General features: G+C 41.5%; 18 protein-coding genes and 1 tRNA gene. 10 read left to right on the top strand and 9 right to left on the bottom strand.

Going from position 1 to position 19,206, the window contains the following annotated elements; translation table 11 throughout:
- Window positions 1-510 precede the first annotated feature (510 nt).
- Complete coding sequence (locus J2Z20_RS14660; protein ID WP_245252410.1) at window positions 511-1,272, top strand: COG4705 family protein; 762 nt, start codon at window positions 511-513, stop codon at window positions 1,270-1,272.
- A 691-nt stretch (window positions 1,273-1,963) separates the two neighbouring features.
- Here the strand turns inward: J2Z20_RS14660 and J2Z20_RS14655 are convergent.
- From J2Z20_RS14655 to J2Z20_RS14640, 4 genes are all read right to left on the bottom strand, one after another.
- On the bottom strand, window positions 1,964-2,593 hold the full coding sequence (locus J2Z20_RS14655; protein WP_209851886.1) for a 50S ribosomal protein L25: 630 nt from the start codon (window positions 2,591-2,593) through the stop codon (window positions 1,964-1,966).
- Window positions 2,594-2,810: 217 nt separating this feature from the next.
- Window positions 2,811-3,356 carry an NADPH-dependent FMN reductase gene (locus J2Z20_RS14650; RefSeq protein ID WP_209851883.1) on the bottom strand — a complete coding sequence of 182 codons (546 nt, stop codon included), beginning with the start codon at window positions 3,354-3,356 and terminating at the stop codon, window positions 2,811-2,813.
- A gap of 549 nt (window positions 3,357-3,905) precedes the next feature.
- A complete protein-coding gene (locus J2Z20_RS14645) occupies window positions 3,906-5,186 on the bottom strand; it encodes an ArsB/NhaD family transporter (protein WP_209851880.1) in 1,281 nt (426 codons plus the stop codon).
- A gap of 312 nt (window positions 5,187-5,498) precedes the next feature.
- Window positions 5,499-6,392 carry a LysR family transcriptional regulator gene (locus J2Z20_RS14640; protein WP_209851877.1) on the bottom strand — a complete coding sequence of 298 codons (894 nt, stop codon included), beginning with the start codon at window positions 6,390-6,392 and terminating at the stop codon, window positions 5,499-5,501.
- A 124-nt stretch (window positions 6,393-6,516) separates the two neighbouring features.
- Between J2Z20_RS14640 and J2Z20_RS14635 the strand changes: the two genes are divergently transcribed.
- The 3 genes from J2Z20_RS14635 to J2Z20_RS14625 all read left to right on the top strand — a co-directional run bounded on the left by J2Z20_RS14635 (window position 6,517) and on the right by J2Z20_RS14625 (window position 8,071).
- A complete protein-coding gene (locus J2Z20_RS14635) occupies window positions 6,517-7,257 on the top strand; it encodes an SDR family NAD(P)-dependent oxidoreductase (protein WP_209851874.1) in 741 nt (246 codons plus the stop codon).
- A gap of 86 nt (window positions 7,258-7,343) precedes the next feature.
- Window positions 7,344-7,757: a tautomerase family protein gene (locus tag J2Z20_RS14630; protein WP_209851871.1), complete on the top strand. Its 414-nt coding sequence runs from the start codon at window positions 7,344-7,346 to the stop codon at window positions 7,755-7,757.
- Window positions 7,757-8,071 carry a carboxymuconolactone decarboxylase family protein gene (locus J2Z20_RS14625; RefSeq protein WP_209851867.1) on the top strand — a complete coding sequence of 105 codons (315 nt, stop codon included), beginning with the start codon at window positions 7,757-7,759 and terminating at the stop codon, window positions 8,069-8,071. The genes J2Z20_RS14630 and J2Z20_RS14625 overlap by 1 nt, the downstream gene beginning before the upstream one ends.
- Window positions 8,072-8,184: 113 nt before the next feature.
- Here the strand turns inward: J2Z20_RS14625 and J2Z20_RS14620 are convergent, their stop codons facing one another.
- Complete coding sequence (locus tag J2Z20_RS14620; RefSeq protein ID WP_209851863.1) at window positions 8,185-8,457, bottom strand: hypothetical protein; 273 nt, start codon at window positions 8,455-8,457, stop codon at window positions 8,185-8,187.
- 156 nt (window positions 8,458-8,613) lie between these two features.
- On the opposite strand from J2Z20_RS14620, the gene J2Z20_RS14615 reads away from it, so the two are divergent.
- Window positions 8,614-8,838, top strand: coding sequence for a DUF6199 family natural product biosynthesis protein (locus J2Z20_RS14615; RefSeq protein WP_209851860.1), 225 nt, complete (start codon window positions 8,614-8,616; stop codon window positions 8,836-8,838).
- An 86-nt stretch (window positions 8,839-8,924) separates the two neighbouring features.
- The gene (locus J2Z20_RS14610; protein WP_209851857.1) at window positions 8,925-9,998 is read left to right on the top strand and encodes a pyruvate kinase; all 1,074 of its coding nucleotides are present in this window, start codon (window positions 8,925-8,927) and stop codon (window positions 9,996-9,998) included.
- A 234-nt stretch (window positions 9,999-10,232) separates the two neighbouring features.
- Here the strand turns inward: J2Z20_RS14610 and J2Z20_RS14605 are convergent, their stop codons facing one another.
- On the bottom strand, window positions 10,233-12,815 hold the full coding sequence (locus tag J2Z20_RS14605; RefSeq protein WP_209851854.1) for an adenosylcobalamin-dependent ribonucleoside-diphosphate reductase: 2,583 nt from the start codon (window positions 12,813-12,815) through the stop codon (window positions 10,233-10,235).
- 381 nt (window positions 12,816-13,196) lie between these two features.
- On the opposite strand from J2Z20_RS14605, the gene J2Z20_RS14600 reads away from it, so the two are divergent.
- From J2Z20_RS14600 to J2Z20_RS14590, 3 genes are all read left to right on the top strand, one after another.
- Window positions 13,197-14,933, top strand: a complete 1,737-nt coding sequence (locus J2Z20_RS14600; protein ID WP_209851851.1) for a DEAD/DEAH box helicase — start codon at window positions 13,197-13,199, stop codon at window positions 14,931-14,933.
- A 4-nt stretch (window positions 14,934-14,937) separates the two neighbouring features.
- Window positions 14,938-15,873, top strand: a complete 936-nt coding sequence (locus J2Z20_RS14595) for a YqhG family protein (RefSeq protein ID WP_209851849.1) — start codon at window positions 14,938-14,940, stop codon at window positions 15,871-15,873.
- Window positions 15,874-16,036: 163 nt separating this feature from the next.
- Window positions 16,037-17,005: a hypothetical protein gene (locus J2Z20_RS14590; RefSeq protein ID WP_209851846.1), complete on the top strand. Its 969-nt coding sequence runs from the start codon at window positions 16,037-16,039 to the stop codon at window positions 17,003-17,005.
- Here the strand turns inward: J2Z20_RS14590 and J2Z20_RS14585 are convergent.
- On the bottom strand, window positions 17,002-17,235 hold the full coding sequence (locus tag J2Z20_RS14585; protein WP_209851842.1) for a YqzE family protein: 234 nt from the start codon (window positions 17,233-17,235) through the stop codon (window positions 17,002-17,004). The genes J2Z20_RS14590 and J2Z20_RS14585 overlap by 4 nt on opposite strands.
- 164 nt (window positions 17,236-17,399) lie before the next feature.
- Here J2Z20_RS14585 and J2Z20_RS14580 point away from each other — a divergent pair, with 164 nt between their 5' ends.
- Window positions 17,400-18,104: an N-acetylmuramoyl-L-alanine amidase gene (locus tag J2Z20_RS14580; protein WP_209851840.1), complete on the top strand. Its 705-nt coding sequence runs from the start codon at window positions 17,400-17,402 to the stop codon at window positions 18,102-18,104.
- On the opposite strand, the gene J2Z20_RS14575 is transcribed toward J2Z20_RS14580, so the two are convergent.
- Together J2Z20_RS14575 and J2Z20_RS14570 are read right to left on the bottom strand one after the other, a co-directional pair.
- Entirely contained in the window at window positions 18,091-18,933 is an 843-nt protein-coding gene (locus J2Z20_RS14575) for a divergent polysaccharide deacetylase family protein (RefSeq protein ID WP_209851837.1), read from the bottom strand. The genes J2Z20_RS14580 and J2Z20_RS14575 overlap by 14 nt on opposite strands.
- 129 nt (window positions 18,934-19,062) lie before the next feature.
- Window positions 19,063-19,150, bottom strand: a tRNA-Leu gene (locus J2Z20_RS14570).
- Between the last annotated feature and the right edge of the window lie 56 nt (window positions 19,151-19,206).

The raw sequence follows: 19,206 nt of genomic DNA, 5'->3' as shown, positions 1-19,206 counted from the left end.
TCTTTCTTAACTGCATTTGACGCTGGAATTGTTGTTACTTGGGAATTAGTCTTCGCAGTTTTAGTTGCAGGGGTCTGATGATTTGTCGTTTCCGTCGATGGAGTATTTACTGCCCCGATGAGAAAAATAACAAACGCAATACCCGAGAATAGAAAATTTCTCTTCGCTCTACCATTTTTCTTAAATAAAGAAATCAATGCAATAATGAGAAAAATAAAAATGGCTAAAAATCCAATGACTGAAATGAATGTCCACATGCTTATGTATCTCCCCATGATGTATTTTATTTATGTAAGACGGAGTCAATTTTTTATTGTAGAGAACATCATTTGTCATTGTCAATATAAATATAGAACGATTTATGTTGAGGTTGATGGTATCTATCGTTTCTACCGTTTGCAATCGTGATCTTAAACAGATTTTAATCTTATTCTCACTAAATTCTCATTAATAGATTATAAATTATGAATTGTTGTTCACATACTTTGGAGAAGGAGAGAAAAGTCAGAAATGAGAGAAGAATCACCAATTAATAAGATAGCAAAGATCACGATTATCTTTTGGATAATGAAGATTTCTGCCACTACATTAGGTGAAACAGCAGGTGACTTGTTGTCAATGACTATGGGAGTTGGATATGCATTCAGCTCCATGATATTATTTGGACTGTTTTTAATTACGCTTATGGCTCAACTTATCTCAAAAAGATATATCCCCGTACTTTACTGGAGTGTTATTCTTTCAACTAGCATTGCTGGCACAGCAATGTCCGATTATATGGATCGCACTCTAGGACTAGGTTATACAAAGGGATCTATGATATTAGTTACCATATTATTAATGATATTCGCATATTGGTATTTTAGTGAGCGATCATTAAACATTAATGATATTAGAACCCGTAAAGTCGAGATACTTTATTGGGTTGCCATCTTATTCTCGAATACTTTGGGTACCGCTTTAGGCGATTTCTTATCGGATACTTCTGGTCTAGGATATAGAGGAGGAGCAATTTTAATAGGAAGTTTATTAGGGATCATAATCATCGCCTTTTATTTTACAAAAGTTTCTCGAGTACTGTTATTCTGGGTAGCATTTGTCTTAACTCGCCCTTTTGGAGCGACATTTGGAGACCTTCTTACAAAGCCACATGCAAAAGGTGGGTTAGCCTTAGGCACTACTGGTTCATCCATGGTTCTAACTTCAATTCTGTTAGTTCTTATCATTTACGCTACTATGAAAAATGATTATACAACCGCAACAATTAATTAAAAAGGTTAACAAACAGAATCTTAACGACTAGGTTCATTAGTGAAGAAAAAATATAAGGAGAACACAAATTAGTCATGACAATTTGTGTTCTCCTTTTTTAGAGCTCGCTTTACCTACAGAAACTATTGACAGATATCATTTAATACCGAGGGTACCCCTGACTCATAAAGGACTCTTTTATTTTGTTTGCAAAGGAATTACCATGAAACTCTTCTAAATAGTCAAAGAGGCTCTTGTAGTTAGTTGCTTCAACAACTTCCGCTTTAAACTCAGGCGGATCTTGATTCATACTCCGCACGATGTATACACTCTCATGATCACTGAAGTATATTAGTGAACAGTTATTGGTGTCCTCGAAATTGATGCGGGGATTGCGTTCAAATTTTCGACTCTGCAGATAATGGATAAACCTGATCTCTATGTCTAATAATGAATACGGAGAATATTCCCTTGCAAGGATGTTGTTTATCACTTATGAAGCCCCCCCCTTTAACTTTCTAATCTTCAATGATTGGCGTCTTCGAGAATAACGTCCGTTATATAAAGTTTATACCATATTTTTGAATTGTTCTATATAATTTCCTTCATTGATTTCCTTCAATCATTTCCGATATAAAAAAGACTCTTCCAGACAAGACAAAACCGGAAGAGTCTTTTTTATATTCATTCTTTTAAGTGGGACCGATCACATTTATTCTTTCTCTTGTTCTCCTTCGCCTTCTTCTTTAACACCAAGTTCTATGTCTTTCGATTCGGTCTCCGTATCTGGAGCAACACTTCGTGCTTCGGCGATGGTACAGATTACTTCTTCTGGATCAGTATGCAGTGTCACGCCGGCCGGAAGTGTCAAATCACGAGCATGTACGGCGTCGCCCACATCGAGATTTGCGATGTTGTGTGTGATCGATTCCGGAACGTCGGTCGGAAGGCTGCGTACTGTGACTTCACGCGTTTGCTGCTGAACCATCGCACCTTTACTTTCCACCGCTTGCAGACCCTCTAAGATAACAGGCACTTCAGCGTTAATCGGCTCATTCAAATTGACGGCATGCAGATCAATGTGCAGCGGTCGATGCTTCATCGTTTCATAGGCAATTTCGTTGATCATAGCTGATACACGTTCGCCTTCCAAATTCACATCAACAAGAATGCTGCCATGACCCTTTATCTGTCTGAAAGAGTCTGCGGTAATGTAGATCTCTTGTGCTTCTCTTCCTTTACCATACAATACGCCCGGCACATGACCTTCTCTGCGCAAGCGGCTCAGTTCGCCTTTGGTCAATATCGTGCGCCGGTGCGCTTCTAATTGGATTCTGTTCACAATGAAATCCCCCCATGTGTTTATCCCTTGCTGTATTTCCTAGGATACCCAAAATGTGCTATAAAAAACCTTAGACGTCTTTCTGAACAGAAGCCGGGAAGAAATGTCTAATTCTAAGGCGAATAAGGAGGGAAATTAAGTGTGAGCAAACAAAAAAAACATGCGAGTCTCCTTCCCTAAGGAAGAAGATTTCGCATGTTTTTGATTAAGATCTATATTAACGTAAAGTTTTTAATGCACCGCTCCAAGCAATCACTTGATCAAGCATTGCATTGACATTTGTATTATGTAATTCTGCTGGTTTGAAAACAGTTCCGTTTTCGAAATCTGTAAATAATGACAATGTTGGATGTACACGAACATCCGCAATTTGTAATTCTCCCAAGATTCCACGCAAATGCTCAGCTGCACGAGCTCCGCCTGTTGAACCATAGCTTACGATACCGGCTGCTTTATTGTTCCATTCGTCGCGCGCATAATCAAGTGCATTTTTTAATGCTGCTGTTATGCTGTGGTTATATTCTTGAACGATGAATACGAATCCATCTAAATTAGCAAGTTTTGCTGACCAATCTTTTGCCCCTTCTCCAGGATCAGCTTCTCCCAAAAGTGGCAATTTGAAATCTGCAATATCTACGATCTCATAATCTGCATCTCCACGTTTGTCAGCAATACCTTTTACCCATTCCCCAACTTGTGGACTTACACGTCCTTGACGTGTGCTTCCTAAGATGATACCAATTTTTAATTTACCGTTTGACATTGTCCTTGCCTCCTCATTAATTAGTTGCTCTGCCCTCATATCAACTTCAAATAATTACCATGAGATAATATTATTAAATTAAATTCATTTTGTCAAGTTACTTACAATACGTAAGAGGTATCCTCAAATAAAAGTATAACTAACAAAAATAGACATCAATAACACACAAAAAAATATAATGGCAACATAACAAACACACTGTTAGATGATTCTAGAACAAGAAGCTAATCCTTAAATATTTAGGATTAGCTTCTTGTTTATTCATATCTAATGAGTTTTTGTTTTTATTTTATCACCAAGAAATTTTTATCATAAATAAGTAAGATTGACCATGCCATTCCTGTGCATCTCATTGAATAGAAAGAAACTTAATCGATATCGATCCATTCCACGCTCTTGATCAACTTGTATTTCATAAGTTGAAGCACAAAATCAACGTAATAATCACGGCGTACGATGACACGATATTCATAACCTCTTCAATCTCTAAGACACCCTGATTATAACGATAGTTCAGCATCCGAGTGTACACTCCTTTCTTTGGTAATTTTAGAGAAGATACCTGAGATAAACGTATACGCTTGCCAAGATGATAGAGACAATCATGAGAGGAAAACCAATTTTCAAAAACTGAACGAACTTGATTGGATACCCTTCCTTAGCCGACATGCCTGCTACAATGAGGTTTGCACTTGCGCCGATCAGTGAGCCGTTCCCTCCTAGACAAGCACCAAGTGCTAGACTCCACCACAGTGGTTCCAGATTAGTCACACCCATATTTCCCATCTCCTGAATTAAAGGAATCATCGTTGCTACAAATGGAATGTTATCTAGGAATGCTGAAGCAATGCTACTTAGCCACAATATCAGCATTGATGATGCAATAAGATTGCCTCCAGTTAGTTCAATTGCCTGTGCCGCTAACTTGGAAATCGTACCCGTTTCGACAAGACCTGATACCAAAACAAATAATCCGATAAAGAAAAATATTGTTGTCCATTCTACTTTACTAAAGGCATCTTCCATTTTATGCTCCCCGGTTAACAGAAGAAGCAGGAATGCACCTGCCAACGCAACTGTCGCCGATTCGAGATACAGTATCTGATGCACAAAAAAACCGATAATGGTAAATCCGAGAACTGAAAGACTCTTCATCAACAGTTTACGGTCGGTGATGAGCTCACTTTCATCCATATTCATAATACTCTTGGTCAGTTCAGGAGTCGTCTTAATCTGCTTACGGAATAGAAGGATAAACAGCGGAACGTAACTAATCATGATCAAGATCGCAATTGGGGCCAGATTAAAAATAAACGCTGAAAATGTAAGTTCTTTTACAGCGCTGCCAATCATAATATTCGGCGGATCACCAATAAGAGTAGCTGTACCTCCTACGTTAGATGAAATTATCTGAGTAATAAGATATGGCACTGGGGATACCCGCAACTGACGTGTAATACTGAATGTGACAGGAACCATCAGCAGAACTGTAGTTACATTGTCCAAGAATGCAGAACCCATTGCTGTAATCAGAGCCAGTGCAATCATGATGCGAACGGGATTACCTTTCGCTTTTTTTGCGGCCCATACTGCAATAAATTTGAAGAGCCCCGTTTCCGCAGTAATGGAAACAATAATCATCATTCCTATAAGGAGTCCTATAGTATTAAAGTCAATGTGATGAAGTGCTGTCTCTTGATCCACGATCCCAAGAACTACCATCAACACTCCGCCAATCATTGCAATGATGGTCCGGTGAATCTTCTCTGAAATAATTAATGCATAGATGACCAGAAAAATAGCTACTGCTAGTACAGCCTGTTGTTCCATAATAACCTCCTATAGTAAATTTCTTGTTGATAAATGAAGCCCCGTAAGGCCATAAAAAGACAAAAAGGAGCCTGTCAATGACAGACTCCTCCAAAACATTTGATATACATTTATAGGGTAATTATAAGTGTATTTTATTAAAAAGTAAAGTTAAGTTCGACGGCTATATCTATTAATTCAACACGCCCTTTTCTTTTAAAAAGTCATGCGCCGCATTTTCTTCCTTTAAGCCCTCCGAATCAACTTTCGCATTTAATTCCTGTTTCTCATTACGAAGTAAACGGAAATGGATGGCAACATTTAAGTATTAGGTCATTCTGGTAATTGTTCAAGAAGTTCTTGCTTGAGAAATTGGTAAAGCTTTGAGCTTGCCTGTTTCAAAGGATATTCCGATGGCTTGGAGAGAATGCCTGAAGTCATGTGTATAAGACTGCCGCTCATCGTCCGTACCGTAGTTCCAGTAGGTAATGGTCTCAAAACAATCTCTGGCACGAGGGCAATCCCTAGTCCTCTTTCGACATAATATTTCAGAGCTGTCATACTGCCAATCTCCATAGTGTCTATTGGAATGTTCCCCGATTCCTGCAATACGATCTCAAGTTTTCTGCGGTACGGACAGGTTGCTGACGTAATGAGCAGACGATGTCCCCGAATATCATCCGGCGCAATTACCGCTTTTTGGGCAAGCGGATGGTTCTCTGGCATCAATACCACAAACTCTTCTTTAAATAAGGGTTCAAAATAAAGATCGGAACCTAGATCCGGTGCCGAACAAAGAGCCAAATCAATTTCCCCTTTGAGAAGCCGCTCGCTCAATGTTGGCGTGTTTGCAATGTCCACAGAGATACGAATTTTCGGAAATTGTGATAAAAACCTCTCTAAGATATCAGGTAATCGATAACTGGCAGTAGGCTCCGTCACCCCTAAACGGATATTCCCGCTTTCGCCTAATTGCAAATCCGATAAGCTCGTCTGTAATTGATCCATATTCTTTACAATGTGCAGACTCTGTTCGTAGAACAGTCTTCCAGCTTCTGTTAGCCGGATTTTTTTTCCACGTTCGATAAGCTGAACGCCCAATTCGGATTCAAGCTTTTGAATTTGCATCGTTACTGTAGATTGCACATAATTCATTTCATCAGCCGCACGGATAAAACTACCGTACTTCACGATCATTTGAAACGTTTTTAATGTTTTAAGATCCATCGAAGAACCCCTATCCCCAAGTTCAATTTTTATGAACATATCTATCAATTAATTCAATTATACAAATTTGAAATGACAATATACAATCATTTACATCATAGAGAACAAAAGGAGAGGACGAAATATGGATTTAAAAGACAAAGTGGCTCTTGTTACAGGCGGCGGTACAGGGATCGGCAGGGCTACTTGCCTCGCGCTTGCTGAGCGGGGAGTATCCGTCGCTGTGAATTATTCTCGCTCTAAAGCCGATGCGGAAGAAACAGCGCAAATCATCAATAAAAAAGGTGGGCGCGCAATAGCCATACAAGCCGATGTTTCTAAGGACAAGGATGTCAGGGAAATGGTTGATACATTGGTGCAACAATTCGGAACTATTGATTTGCTTGTGAATAATGCCAGCATTACACGACATATCCCATTTGAGGATCTGGAAGCGGCAACGGAAGAAGTATGGGACGAACTTTATGATGTTAATGTCAAAGGAATGTATTACTGCGCCCGAGCGGCTGCCCCTTACATGAAAAAGAATAAACAAGGAGCGGTCGTCAATCTCGGCAGTATAGCGGGACAAACAGGATTAGGCTCCTCTCTTCCATACGCCGTATCCAAGGCAGCAGTTCACGCTCTTACGAAATCGTTAGCACGTGCCTTAGCTCCAGATATTAGAGTCAACTGCGTTGTACCGGGAGCCGTCGCGACAAGATGGTGGGCTGGAAGGGAAGAACAAATGAAGAAATTGGCTCCTAATCTTCTGCTGCAGCGTATTTCAACACCTGAAGATATTGCTCAATTGATTTGTGCAGCCTTGGAACAAGAAGCAATGACAGGTCAAATCATTACAGTGGATAGTGGACAAACTTTATAATTAAGATTCAATACAAGAACGTTAGCAGAAACACCCTGAAATTATTTCACCGCTAAAGGAATATATGAGAAAGGGAATGAGAGTAGATGCCTTTTGTTCATGTTTATTATCCTGAAGGTCTATCTAATAAAGAAGAATTAAAAAAGGTAAGCAATAGTATTCATCGTTCATTAGTTGAACATTTTAAAGTTCCGGAAAATGATTACTTTCAAATGTTTTTTCCCTACCCAGCTAATCAATTTTTTTGCGATCCGTTTTATCTGTTAGAAGGAGAGGAAAAGAGAACAGAAAAAATGATATATATTTCCATTACATGTGGGCCAGGAAGAACTACAAATCAGAAAAGGAATTTGTATCAATCCATATCGAAAGCTATTTCTAATCATTTAAACATCTCTACAACTGATATTTTTATTACATTGAACGAGACTTCTGCTGAGAACTGGTCATTTGGCCAAGGAATAGCACAATTGGTTCAAATGAAGGAGGAAATAGAATAGTGAATGATCGCATCAAATCCAATATAACGAAGAAAATGAGAGATATTGCTCCCGAATTTGTTGATTACAGTGAGAACGTATTATTTGAAAAAGTATGGAGAGATGCTACTTTAACATCAAAAGAAAGAAGTTTAATTACACTTTCTGCTCTAATTAGTATTGGCAATACTGAACAACTGCCATTTCATCTACAATTAGCTGAAAAGAATGGAATTAACGAAAAGGAAATTATTGCTTTGATAACACAAATGGCTTTTTACGTTGGATGGCCTAAAGCTGCCTCTGCGTTAAATATAATAATAAATAAAGAATGAGGAGACAGCGCACAACAATAATAAAATGTGACATTCTATAATGAATTAATAAACGGAACTCGCAAACCCGCGCGGCTCCGTTTTTGTCTGTCCAGATTATTCATTATGTATTGTTAAGTATTACCAACAATTAACCCAATAAGAAGAATCCAAATGAAGCCTAAAATAATATTTACATAATTATCTGGGTATCTTCTTCTCATTTGCTCGACCAAAAAAATAGCCACTATAGCTATTATGGGTAGAGAGAAACTAGGTAAAGTTATTCCTCCCTCCATATTTCTGTTTAACTTTGTATAAATACTTCCTTTGGTAAGAAATACCCCCACAATAGAGCTAACAATAATAAGCAACCATATTCCATGTTTGACTCTTATTTTTTTCATATTCGAACTCCTTTTTTTATATCTTTAACATTCTGCAAAGAAAAAGAATTCACCTCCTTGCCGATGCAAAAAAGAGTATCGTATGTTTAATTCATCAATTTAATTAAGAACATTTCTTCCATTTTATACGTTTATTTATAAAGGAGTTGATTTTTAATGGCACGTTTAATGCTCATTTTTATAGGTATTATATTTGTCGCAGTTGGTTTACTGAGTCGTCTTAAGCCTACGTTCGGATGGAATATGAATGAAGGTTGGAAAGTAAAAGGTGACTCCGAGCCAAGCTATGCATACATTGAGGTCAGAAAATTCAGTGGATTTATTTGTATAGTTGTGGGCTCATTTTTCTTAGTATTTGGAATTCTCACCTTGTTTCTTTGACTTGCTTGAATTTAGGGATATCGATCAATTGATAATAAAAACCCCTTTATCGGACATAATAATTCCAATAAATGGAGGTAATGATTATGTCGATTGATCGTATTTGCACCATTGGACCAGCAAGTTCTAATAAAGAAGTTCTTACTGAACTGATTCATCACGGTATGACCATCGCCCGACTGAATTTTTCCCATGGGACTCACGAGAGCCATCGTCGTGTTATTCAATTAATAAAATCACTCTGTGATGAGACGGGGAAACAAATCAAATTATTAGGTGACCTCCAAGGTCCCAAAATTCGATTAGGGAAAGTTAAAGGTGAAAAAGTCAACCTTGAAACTGGGCAGACCTTTACTCTTCTCATTGATGAAGTGGTTGGGGATAGTAAACAGGCAAGTGTTGATTATGAAGGTTTAGTTAATGATGTGAAGCCAGACAATCGAATACTGATTAATGATGGTATAGTTGAATTGCTGGTTACTAATGTGGATCTGAGGAGAGTTATCACTACTGTTCAAACAGGTGGAGAAATATCTTCGCATAAAGGAGTCAATCTTCCTGGTGTTATAACAAGTTTACCCGCTATTACTGAAAAAGATAAACAGGATATTGAATTCCTTATACAAGAGGAAATAGATTTCATTGCTTGCTCATTTATCCGAAGGGCATCGCATATTAAAGAAGTTCGAAGTTTTATCGAGTCTAAAAAAGGATATACTCCTCAGTTAATCGCAAAAATTGAAACCACCCAGGCAGTCCGCAATTTTCAAGAAATTTGTAAAGAAGCAGATGCAGTGATGATTGCTAGGGGAGACCTTGGTGTCGAGCTTCCTCTCCAATGGATTCCACTGTTACAAAAAGCGATGATAAGCGAGTGTAACAGGATGGATACCTATGTCATTACCGCTACACAAATGCTGCAATCAATGGTGGATGCTCCGTTACCAACAAGGGCAGAAGTAACGGATGTATTTCAAGCTGTAATGGATGGGACGAATGCTGTCATGTTGTCCGCTGAAAGCGCAGCAGGCCACTTTCCAGTACAAAGCATTGAAACGTTAAAGCTTGTATCTCAATTTGCCGAACGAGCAAAGCTAAAATCACCTTTCGACTTTGCCGATATGCTAGAATTGATAAATACCACTATTAATTTTAAATAAATAATAAATGTGGCACAAAAAAACGTTAAGCAAATTTCGTCAAAAAAAGACCCGGACTTTACCCTACTAGGGATAAACCGGATCTTTTTTATTTAATGGTAAGTTACGTAAACTTCCAAAATTAAAGGATAAGGTTCTGTCACTTATTTTAAAGCCCTTTTCCGCCTAATATTCGTAGTTTTTCAGTCTCCATCCATCACACACACAAAAAAAAAGAGGGGATCCCCCTCTTTTTTACGAACACTTACTATACCCACAATTGCTGCAAGTCTTACATCCTTCGATGTTAATGAGCGCCGCGGTGCCGCAGGATGGGCAGAAGTCGCGGGATGAGCATTGGTGAGTATGAGCGTGTGCTTGTTCACCCTGTTCCGGTTCTAAGATAGCAGCAGCTACTGGTGCTGGTTCTTGGTCATAGCCATCGTTATGATCATGGTCACGATAGCTCACACCTGTCTGCAAGTGAGTCTCTAGTGCTTTCGCGACTGCGTCTGCGATGGATTCAACACGGTTCACACCGAAGCCGATCGCGCCGGAACCGCCGATTCCTTTCAAATGCTTGATGAGCAGCTCTGCCTTGTTGCCATGGTCTCCATAGCGAAGGAACAAGGAGCATACGCGGCCGAGCGCCTCTGCCATGGCGAATACATCAGAGCCTGCTTTACCTACATTCAAGAAGATTTCTGCTGGTGTTCCGTTCAGGTCGTTAATTGTAATATAGGCCATTCCGAATGGTGTGTTAATTTTATACGTTGCGCCCCGCAATACTTGCGGACGGCTCTTGTATTGTTTGTCTACAACTTTCTTCTGGGATGGTTCAGCTGTTACAGCTACGGATTCTTGGGAATTGGTTACGGGTTCTGCTTGCTTCGCTTCAGCCCCATCCTTCTTATCCTCTTTCTTCTCCGTAGACAATACTTGTACATCACGGCTGCCATCACGGTAGATGGTAACCCCTTTACACCCAAGATCGAAGGCAAGTTCGTACAATTTCTTCGTATCTTCAATGGTGAAATCAGCAGGACAGTTCGCTGTCTTCGAAATCGAGCTGTCTACCCAGCGCTGAATTGCTGCTTGAACACGAATGTGGTCTTCTGCCTTTAGGTCCATAGCCGTTACGAAGTAATCTGGGAGCTGCTCATCTGGATGCGTGTCCAGCCATTCTTGAGCGATTGGAACGAATTGTTCATCGAACCCAAGACGGCTTTGACGGTAATATTTAAAGGCAAAGTAAGGCTCGATTCCTGTGGAAGTGCCTACCATGGTACCTGTGCTTCCTGTTGGAGCTTGCGTAATAACCGTAACGTTGCGCATCCCTTTAGTACGAATTGCTTCACCTACTTCAGGGTATACGTTCACCATGTTTTTCATAAATCCGCTTTGCAAATATTTATCTGCTTCAAATGCCGGGAACGAACCTTTCTCTGCAGCAATGTCCGTAGAAGCAAGATATGCTTCCTTTGCAATGAATCCGTACAGCTTGTCAAGGAATTCAAGCGATTCCGGGCTGCCGTAACGAATTTTCAGTTTAATCATCAGCTCCGCAAGACCCATTGTTCCGAGACCAATGCGGCGTTCTTTCATCTGGTTCTTTCTATTTTCTTCAAAATGATATGGTGTTCTATTAATAACATTATCTAGAAAACGAACTGAATAATGAGTTGTCGTCGCAAGCTCGTCCCAATCAACATCGTTCTTCTCTTCATCATAGAATTTGGATAAGTTGATCGCGGATAAGTTACATACACCCCAAGCAGGCAGACCTTGTTCACCGCAAGGATTCGTGCTGATGATTGGGTTAAAGTACCAACTGTTGGACATTTGATTGTAATATTCCATGAATACAACGCCAGGCTCTGCCGATTTCCAAGCGGATTCAATAATCGTATGCCAAATTTCACGAGCTTTTACGGTACGATATTGAACCACTTTATGTCCGGCATTTTTCCACTTAGTAAGGTCACCATCCCATACTTCGTTATATTCAGGATCCGTCGTGTCAGGGAACACCAACTCCCAATCCAAATCCTCTTTCACAGCCTTCATAAAGTCATTGCTCACGCACACCGACAAGTTAGCATTGGTTACTTGACCGGGCGTTTGCTTCACAGTAATAAAATCAAGAATATCCGGATGCCAGTCGTTCATCATCAGCATGAGTGCGCCGCGCCGGCTGCCGCCTTGTTCGATTAAGCCAGTTGTGTAGCTGAACAATCCGCCCCACGATACGGCGCCGCTTGAAGAACCGTTAACCCCTCTAACGATCGAACGGCGTGGTCGAAGAGAAGATAAGTTAATCCCCACACCGCCGCCTCGTGACATAATTTCAGTCATTTCCGTGAGCGTAGCCATAATACCGCCGCGGCTGTCCTTAGGTGACGGGATAACATAACAGTTGAACAGCGTCAGTTCATCACTCGCACCTGCACCTGCAGCAATCCGTCCACCCGGAACAAGCTTCCAATCGTCTAGAATGTAACGGAATTTCTCCGTCCATTCCTGCTGCAGCTCCGGCGTTTCTTCTACAGAAGCCATCGCTTTAGCTAGCCGATCCCACATTTCTTCCGGCGTCTTCTCGATGTTGAGCGTCACTTTCTCTACATCCGTCTCAACAAGTTCACCGCTGCGAGTCTTGACGGTAATTTGGCGCCCTTCACGCTTAACGACTTCTCCGACTTCCTTCGTTGGGAATTTCGGGTCATCCTTGGTAAGCACCAAGACGACATCTCCGACTTTGGCATTGTTGCTGTCGGCATCCTTCCATGCATACCGATCTAAGAAAATTTTCTCGCTTAACCCTTCTAACCGCTGTTTCAACGAAAATACCTCCCATAATTAACTTTCTACTAAAACTTCTTTCTCTGTTATATCTGTTAAAACATTAAGCTCATATATGTTCCAATAACATATGTAAACATTACAATATGTTGTGTGCAAAACTCATTATACTATACCACATCTTGTTGTTTCTAACGTTTGAGAATTGAAATTTAAGGCATGTAAGCCATGCAAATGAACACGATCTTCAAATTACTCTATGAATCTCTCTTTTTTAATTTTCTCTTTGAAAATGATTGGAAAACACATCAATCTCCCGTCTATCTTAAGCCTTTCGCCATTCTGTTATGAACTGGCTTATTTTCGTGCATACTACTGTCATATCAAAGACTCAGGTACGCTGAAATCTGGAGGTAGACCATGAATAAAATGTCCCAAAAAGCTGCTTACACAGCACAGCCCCCAATCACCGTACAATTTGACCGCAGTTGGTTTGATGGTCTGAACAACAGGCTTAATAAAGGCGGACCTTGGGATGACTTTCGTCTCTTTCAACTTGCAGCGGAAGCGGAAAAAGCAAGCTTAGTTTCGAGTTTCGAAGAAATGCAGTGTCTCAAACATTTACAAGGACTGAGTCCTCTGCCCCATCAAATCGAGACTGCCCGCAAGGTGCTGTTCGATATGCGCGGCCGCGCCATTCTTGCTGATGAAGTAGGACTTGGCAAAACAATTGAAGCTGGACTTATTTTAAAAGAATATATGGTTCGCGGTCTTGTCCGTAAAGTGTTAATTCTTGTTCCCGCATCACTTGTTCTGCAATGGGTGCGGGAGCTCAATCAGAAATTCGGCATACAAGCCGTCGCTCAGAAGAAAGAATACTCTTGGCAAAACGATGTCGTTGTCGCCTCTATGGATACCGCCAAACGTGACCCGCATAAAGATATACTCCTGAATAACGAATACGACATGCTTATTATTGATGAAGCGCACAAGCTGAAGAACAAAAAGACAACGAACTACCAATTCATCGTAAAGCTGCGTAAAAAATATTGTCTCCTTCTTACGGCAACGCCAATTCAGAACGATCTTAGCGAGCTGTTCAATCTGATTACATTGTTAAAACCTGGACAGCTTGGCGCTCAGAGTGATTTCTCCGCCAACTTCGTCGTAGATAAACGTCTAGCGAAGAATGAAGATCAGCTCAAGGAAGAACTGTCCAAAATTATGATCCGCAACCGGCGCGGCGAAGGAGACATCAACTTTACAAAGCGTGTCGTTCGTAACGTCCCTCTAATGCTGTCTCCCGAAGAGAAAGCGCTGTATGACGGCGTGACTGCGTTCGTGAAAGATCAGTATCGCGCGGCAGGCGGTGATCTAGGCAGTATGTTCTCACTTCTAACCCTACAGCGGGAAGTATGCAGCAGTCGCGACGCTGTCTTCGTAACACTCGTCAATCTGTCAAAGAAACTCCCGCTTGATTCTCCTCTGAGAGATCGAATATGGGAGCTTGTCTACACGATTAAAGAAATTAAAGCGAATACGAAAGCAGAAAAAGCGATGGAGCTCATTCGTGAAATGAACGAGAAAGTTATTCTGTTCACCGAGTATCGCGCAACACAAGAGTATCTGCTTCAGTATTTCCGTAACCACAATTTAGTAGCTGTCCCCTATCGAGGCGGAATGAACCGAGGGAAGAAAGACTGGATGATGGATCTATTCCGCGGGCGAGCTCAGGTAATGATCGCTACTGAAGCTGGCGGTGAGGGCATTAATCTGCAATTTTGTCACCATATGATCAATTTCGATTTACCTTGGAATCCTATGCGCGTCGAACAAAGAATCGGCCGTATTCACCGCTTAGGGCAGCAGAACGATGTCAAAATTTATAATCTGTCCACAACCGGTACGATCGAAGAACATATACTTAATCTCCTTCACGAGAAAATAAATATGTTCGAAATGGTCATCGGGCAGCTTGATGTCATTTTGGAACGTTTTGAGAAAAACAACTCGTTAGAACAAAGTCTATACAAAATAGTGCTTGAATCGCACAGCGACGATGAAATACGCAGCCGTGTCCACTCGCTCGGAAAATCGCTCAATTCGATTAAAACGGAAGTAGAACAAGGAATACCGCCTAGTGAAGGAGATCAATAGCGCGATGACCATGACCCCGCAGCAAATTCAGAACGTTGTCATGACTTATCTAGAAGCGACCGAATCACAAATTATAGAGAAGTCTCCCATGCATGTGACCGTTAAGCTGTCTCCTCGTGCTGACCGGGAGCTAACGAACCGGCCGTACTATTGGAACTTTGTTGACCGTGTCGGCGTAGAACCAGAGACGATGTCATTCACTTTTATTTTCGATCCAGAAAGGTATAAGCGCTATAAGGAGGACAGTGCCCCTTCGAAACAAGAGGCCGATCAACTTCAGCAAGATCCTTTGCTAGGTCGATATTTCGGTGCGGTTCAGCCGCTCCCGAAGCTTGGCGGACCGAGAATTATCGAAGAAGAAGTGAGTTATGGCAGCAGGCGGCTCCATCAAATCTTTGCGGCTGTCCGAAGCGGCGGCTCATACGTGTATCTATTTCAGGAGGCAGGAAATTTACAGAGAACAACACTGTTCTCCGCTGCATATGAGCCATGGCTCGGTGTATGCTTCAAAGTGGAATATGCGTGCGATGTGAAGAAGGAAGAGCTGCATTTCCTCGGTATTTCATTAGTCAGCGGACGGATTGTAGAGCATTTTGGCAGTCGTTTAAATGAAATCTTACTTACTCCGCGTCTTCCTGAGAATGTACACATTCAGCCAACCGAAGTGACGATGGAACAGGCTCGTGACATGCTGGAAAACTTTTTAACACAAAAAATAGCCCAAGAAGATTATACGTGGGCTAATCAAGCAACAAGCCGTCTGGAAGAGGAATTGTCTATCTTGGAAGCTTACTATAAAGATCTGCTCAGCGATCCAGATGAGGAGAAGAAGCAGGCTATTCGTGAGCAATATGAAGCGAGACGAAGTGAAATTACTTGGCAGTATGAGCCTCGTCTGCTCATTTCCGTCATAAACTGCGGTATCTTTCATTTGCGTTGACAAGGTCGGGGCGACAACTTGACCGTTCTCGCTAAAAGACTGCAAAAACAGAAGAGAACATCTACTATGAACACGACACGTTGTAACAGTCTTTTTACAGGCTTGTCCACTACAATAACAATATAGCTATGAAATGGTATTTTAATGAAAGCAGGTGATCCACATGAGATACACAATCGTCATGAAAAGTATAATTTCCATGTCGGCTCTTCTTAGCATAGCGCTGTACCCCATTATCACTAACCATCTCGCATCCGCAGATGTAAGGTTATCCTCCTTATTCATATCATCTAACGCTTCATTATTGCCCTCTTCCGCAGAGCCTGCGGAAGTAAGAGCTTTTGCGGAGAAAATTAGACAACAATTATCCGCCCAAGCTCCGTTTGCTTCGTGGAAAAAAGCAGACATGAACATCAAGCCGCTCGGCCCTGGTACGCATAGCTGGCTGGTTTCTTTTGCACAGAATGGAGAGGAGGCAGGATATGCTGTCATCTCAGCTTCAGAAGACGGTGGATATCAATTAGTCGAATACGGGGGGAAAGGCAGTTCACTGTTTAGTGATCAGATGCTTCGTCAGGCGTTAACTAATTTACATTTGACTGACGATGCGCAGTTAGAATATCAATTTTTATATGGAGGTCCGCTCTTAGCGGAATGGAGAATTCATCAGAAGGATAACAATCAAGCTGCTGCAATTTACGTGGATGCGTTGACAGGAGAAGTGCTTCCGGAGACAGATGAAACGTGGCAGCAGCAAACCAATGGTCAACCTTATGCCATTCATGAATCAGCGATCTCAAGCAAGGATGTAACTTATAAGCCATCTTCGGCCGTATTTACAGCGTCCGCTTTTGATCCCTATGACAATATGATGTGGCTTGCTGCTAAGCCATTAGAAATTAAGGACAGTCTGTCTTTTCAATCAATTCTTATCAAGAATAAGCAGCTCGTCTTTACGACTAAGGGCGACAAACGAACGTATCAAATTCCTTTATCGGTATCCGGGTATCAGAAGTGGACTGCAGCGAACGGCAATGCGCGAAGCCCAGTCTATGTCTCTGTCGGTACAGAACAATCACGCTTCATACTGATTAATACCCTTTTATCAGGCGGCCAATTTTACAAGTATTAGACAAATTCTTTCACTTTGTGTGGCAAATGTTTCTTCTGCTCTCTTCGTAAGCGAGTACGATCCACCCACAAATGAATGCTAAACGGAATCATTCCAAACCATCTGTATTGCCAAGATTCTCTCGTCTGCAATCTTTTTTCCCTGCGAATATCTTTTGGCGTATCAATATAGGTAACGACTTGCTCTGTAATGTACTTCAGAAGTTCATCACCTTTTATTTTACTTGCCATGATTATTCTCCTCCTTACTTCTTCAATAGCATTAGCATGCGCAATCTGAACGAAAATTAAACGATCACCAGCTCATTCACTTGGTTATAATCTATAAACAGTGCATGTTTTTCCCTTTTTTTGAACACGATAAAAGCAACAGAAAACAAGAGCAGGTGACAACGATGAAGAGATTCCTTCTTTTCGGATTATTAGTCCTTATATCCATTATGTTGAACGAAGCAAGTGTGAGTGCAGACAGCGGCAAAGATCGGGCAGAAGTGAAGTCTCCTATGGAATATGCCTTTCCGTATCCGATCATTCTCATCGATGCAGGACATGGAGGAATTGATGGCGGCGCTTCTTTCCAAGACATTGTCGAGAAGAACATCAACCTCATGATCTCGCAAAAGGTATACATGATACTCCGCAGCCAAGGCTATGAATCAGCGCTCAACCGTACTGGAGATTATGCGCTCAGCGATGAGAATCGGTGGCTTAGCATTCGCTCTCGGCACAGACGTGACCTCGCCCAGCGCAAAGGGCTTACCGAACAGGTTCCAACGGCTGTCGTAATCAGTATTCATGCGAACTGGGGCCGTAATTCGAGCAGACGAGGTTCTATTGTCCTCCATCAAGAGGAAGGCAGAAGCGCACTGTTAGCAGGCTGTATTCAGAATGCTTTAAACCCTTTGTTCCATACGAACAATACGATCAGACTAGGCAAACCATTTTATATTCTGAACCATGTCGATACTCCAGCTGTTATCGTAGAAACAGGATTTCTCAGCAATAGCGAAGATCGAAGCATGCTCTGCAATCCGCGTGCTCAACAAGACATTGCAAGTGCCATTGTCGCAGGAATCATTCAATATCTTATGGTAACGTAGGAAAAACACGTTTCTGCCATATCGATTGCACAAGATCCGTAACGCCTACGAACTTAGCATTTTCCTGCATTTTAGGTATCGATTGTTTTAGCGCAGCTGCAGTGTACTTTCCTTTTAGACCTACATGACCAATGGATACGCATTGATCGTGATCCCTGAGCCATAAACCAATTTTTTGCAGCTGTTTGCTGACATGGATAGTCGACGCAACATCATCAAGGAATATGTTGTTTTCAAGTACGGGCATCCCTTTTTGAGCAGCTACTTTCCCAACTATTGATCTGTAATTCGTATGGCTGTCTACAAAAAATAATCCTCTTTCCTTACAGACATCCAGTACAATCGACATGATATGCTCATCTCCTGTCACTTTAGAGCCCATATGGTTATTCATTCCGACCGCAAACGGAACATTGTCAATCGCCGCCTCAACTCTTTGACGAATTTCAGCGTCAGACAATTTTGTAGTAATTGCACCAGGACCGAGCCATTCGGGTCTACCAGCTTTAGGTTCCATCGGAAGATGCACAATCACGTCATGTCCTCGTTCATGAGCGATCTTGGCGTCTCTTTGCGTAGTGGGCAGAAACGGCATTACCGCAATGGTCAGCTTTACCGGCATAGACAACATCTCTTCTGTCCCCATCTGACCATTGCCAAAATCATCGATAATGATGGCGACCCTTTTATTCGTTTTGTGATTTGACGGGTCATTATCACCAGCACTGTATGCGTTGTTCTTTTCTAACGTCAGAGCTAGCATCAACACAACTATACATATGAGTACTGCTATTTTTGGGAACTTGTATTTGTTACCGGTATGACGCATATGGGGCACTCTCCTTTTTAATCCCTCTTATTGTTACATTGTTTGAGATTCGAGAGCCAAATATGTATTGAACACAAAAAAGGCGTCCTACTGCATCATTTGCAGATAGAACGCCTGTATGTATATCGTTGGTGCGGTCGAGAGGACTCGAACCTCCACGGGGGTTTAGCCCACACGGACCTGAACCGTGCGCGTCTGCCAATTCCGCCACGACCGCAAGTATGACGCGGGTTTTCGCGATTTTGCTCCGCGTTTTATTCGTTACATCGCGCA

The organism is Paenibacillus sediminis (assembly GCF_017873765.1).
GTDB classification, from domain to species: domain Bacteria; phylum Bacillota; class Bacilli; order Paenibacillales; family Paenibacillaceae; genus Paenibacillus_AG; species Paenibacillus_AG sediminis.
The sequence above is the reverse complement of the archived record's forward strand: the minus strand, read 5'-3'. Positions and strand labels throughout refer to the sequence as shown.

Excerpts from the sequence above, each read along its gene's own strand:
- J2Z20_RS14660 (WP_245252410.1), top strand. The coding sequence starts at position 511 with ATGAGAGAAGAATCACCAATTAATAAGATAGCAAAGATCACGATTATC.
- J2Z20_RS14650 (WP_209851883.1), bottom strand. The coding sequence starts at position 3,356 with ATGTCAAACGGTAAATTAAAAATTGGTATCATCTTAGGAAGCACACGT.
- J2Z20_RS14645 (WP_209851880.1), bottom strand. The coding sequence starts at position 5,186 with ATGGAACAACAGGCTGTACTAGCAGTAGCTATTTTTCTGGTCATCTAT.
- J2Z20_RS14640 (WP_209851877.1), bottom strand. The coding sequence starts at position 6,392 with ATGGATCTTAAAACATTAAAAACGTTTCAAATGATCGTGAAGTACGGT.
- J2Z20_RS14635 (WP_209851874.1), top strand. The coding sequence starts at position 6,517 with ATGGATTTAAAAGACAAAGTGGCTCTTGTTACAGGCGGCGGTACAGGG.
- J2Z20_RS14630 (WP_209851871.1), top strand. The coding sequence starts at position 7,344 with ATGCCTTTTGTTCATGTTTATTATCCTGAAGGTCTATCTAATAAAGAA.
- J2Z20_RS14620 (WP_209851863.1), bottom strand. The coding sequence starts at position 8,457 with ATGAAAAAAATAAGAGTCAAACATGGAATATGGTTGCTTATTATTGTT.
- J2Z20_RS14615 (WP_209851860.1), top strand. The coding sequence starts at position 8,614 with ATGGCACGTTTAATGCTCATTTTTATAGGTATTATATTTGTCGCAGTT.
- J2Z20_RS14610 (WP_209851857.1), top strand. The coding sequence starts at position 8,925 with ATGTCGATTGATCGTATTTGCACCATTGGACCAGCAAGTTCTAATAAA.
- J2Z20_RS14600 (WP_209851851.1), top strand. The coding sequence starts at position 13,197 with ATGAATAAAATGTCCCAAAAAGCTGCTTACACAGCACAGCCCCCAATC.
- J2Z20_RS14595 (WP_209851849.1), top strand. The coding sequence starts at position 14,938 with ATGACCATGACCCCGCAGCAAATTCAGAACGTTGTCATGACTTATCTA.
- J2Z20_RS14590 (WP_209851846.1), top strand. The coding sequence starts at position 16,037 with ATGAGATACACAATCGTCATGAAAAGTATAATTTCCATGTCGGCTCTT.
- J2Z20_RS14585 (WP_209851842.1), bottom strand. The coding sequence starts at position 17,235 with ATGGCAAGTAAAATAAAAGGTGATGAACTTCTGAAGTACATTACAGAG.
- J2Z20_RS14580 (WP_209851840.1), top strand. The coding sequence starts at position 17,400 with ATGAAGAGATTCCTTCTTTTCGGATTATTAGTCCTTATATCCATTATG.
- J2Z20_RS14575 (WP_209851837.1), bottom strand. The coding sequence starts at position 18,933 with ATGCGTCATACCGGTAACAAATACAAGTTCCCAAAAATAGCAGTACTC.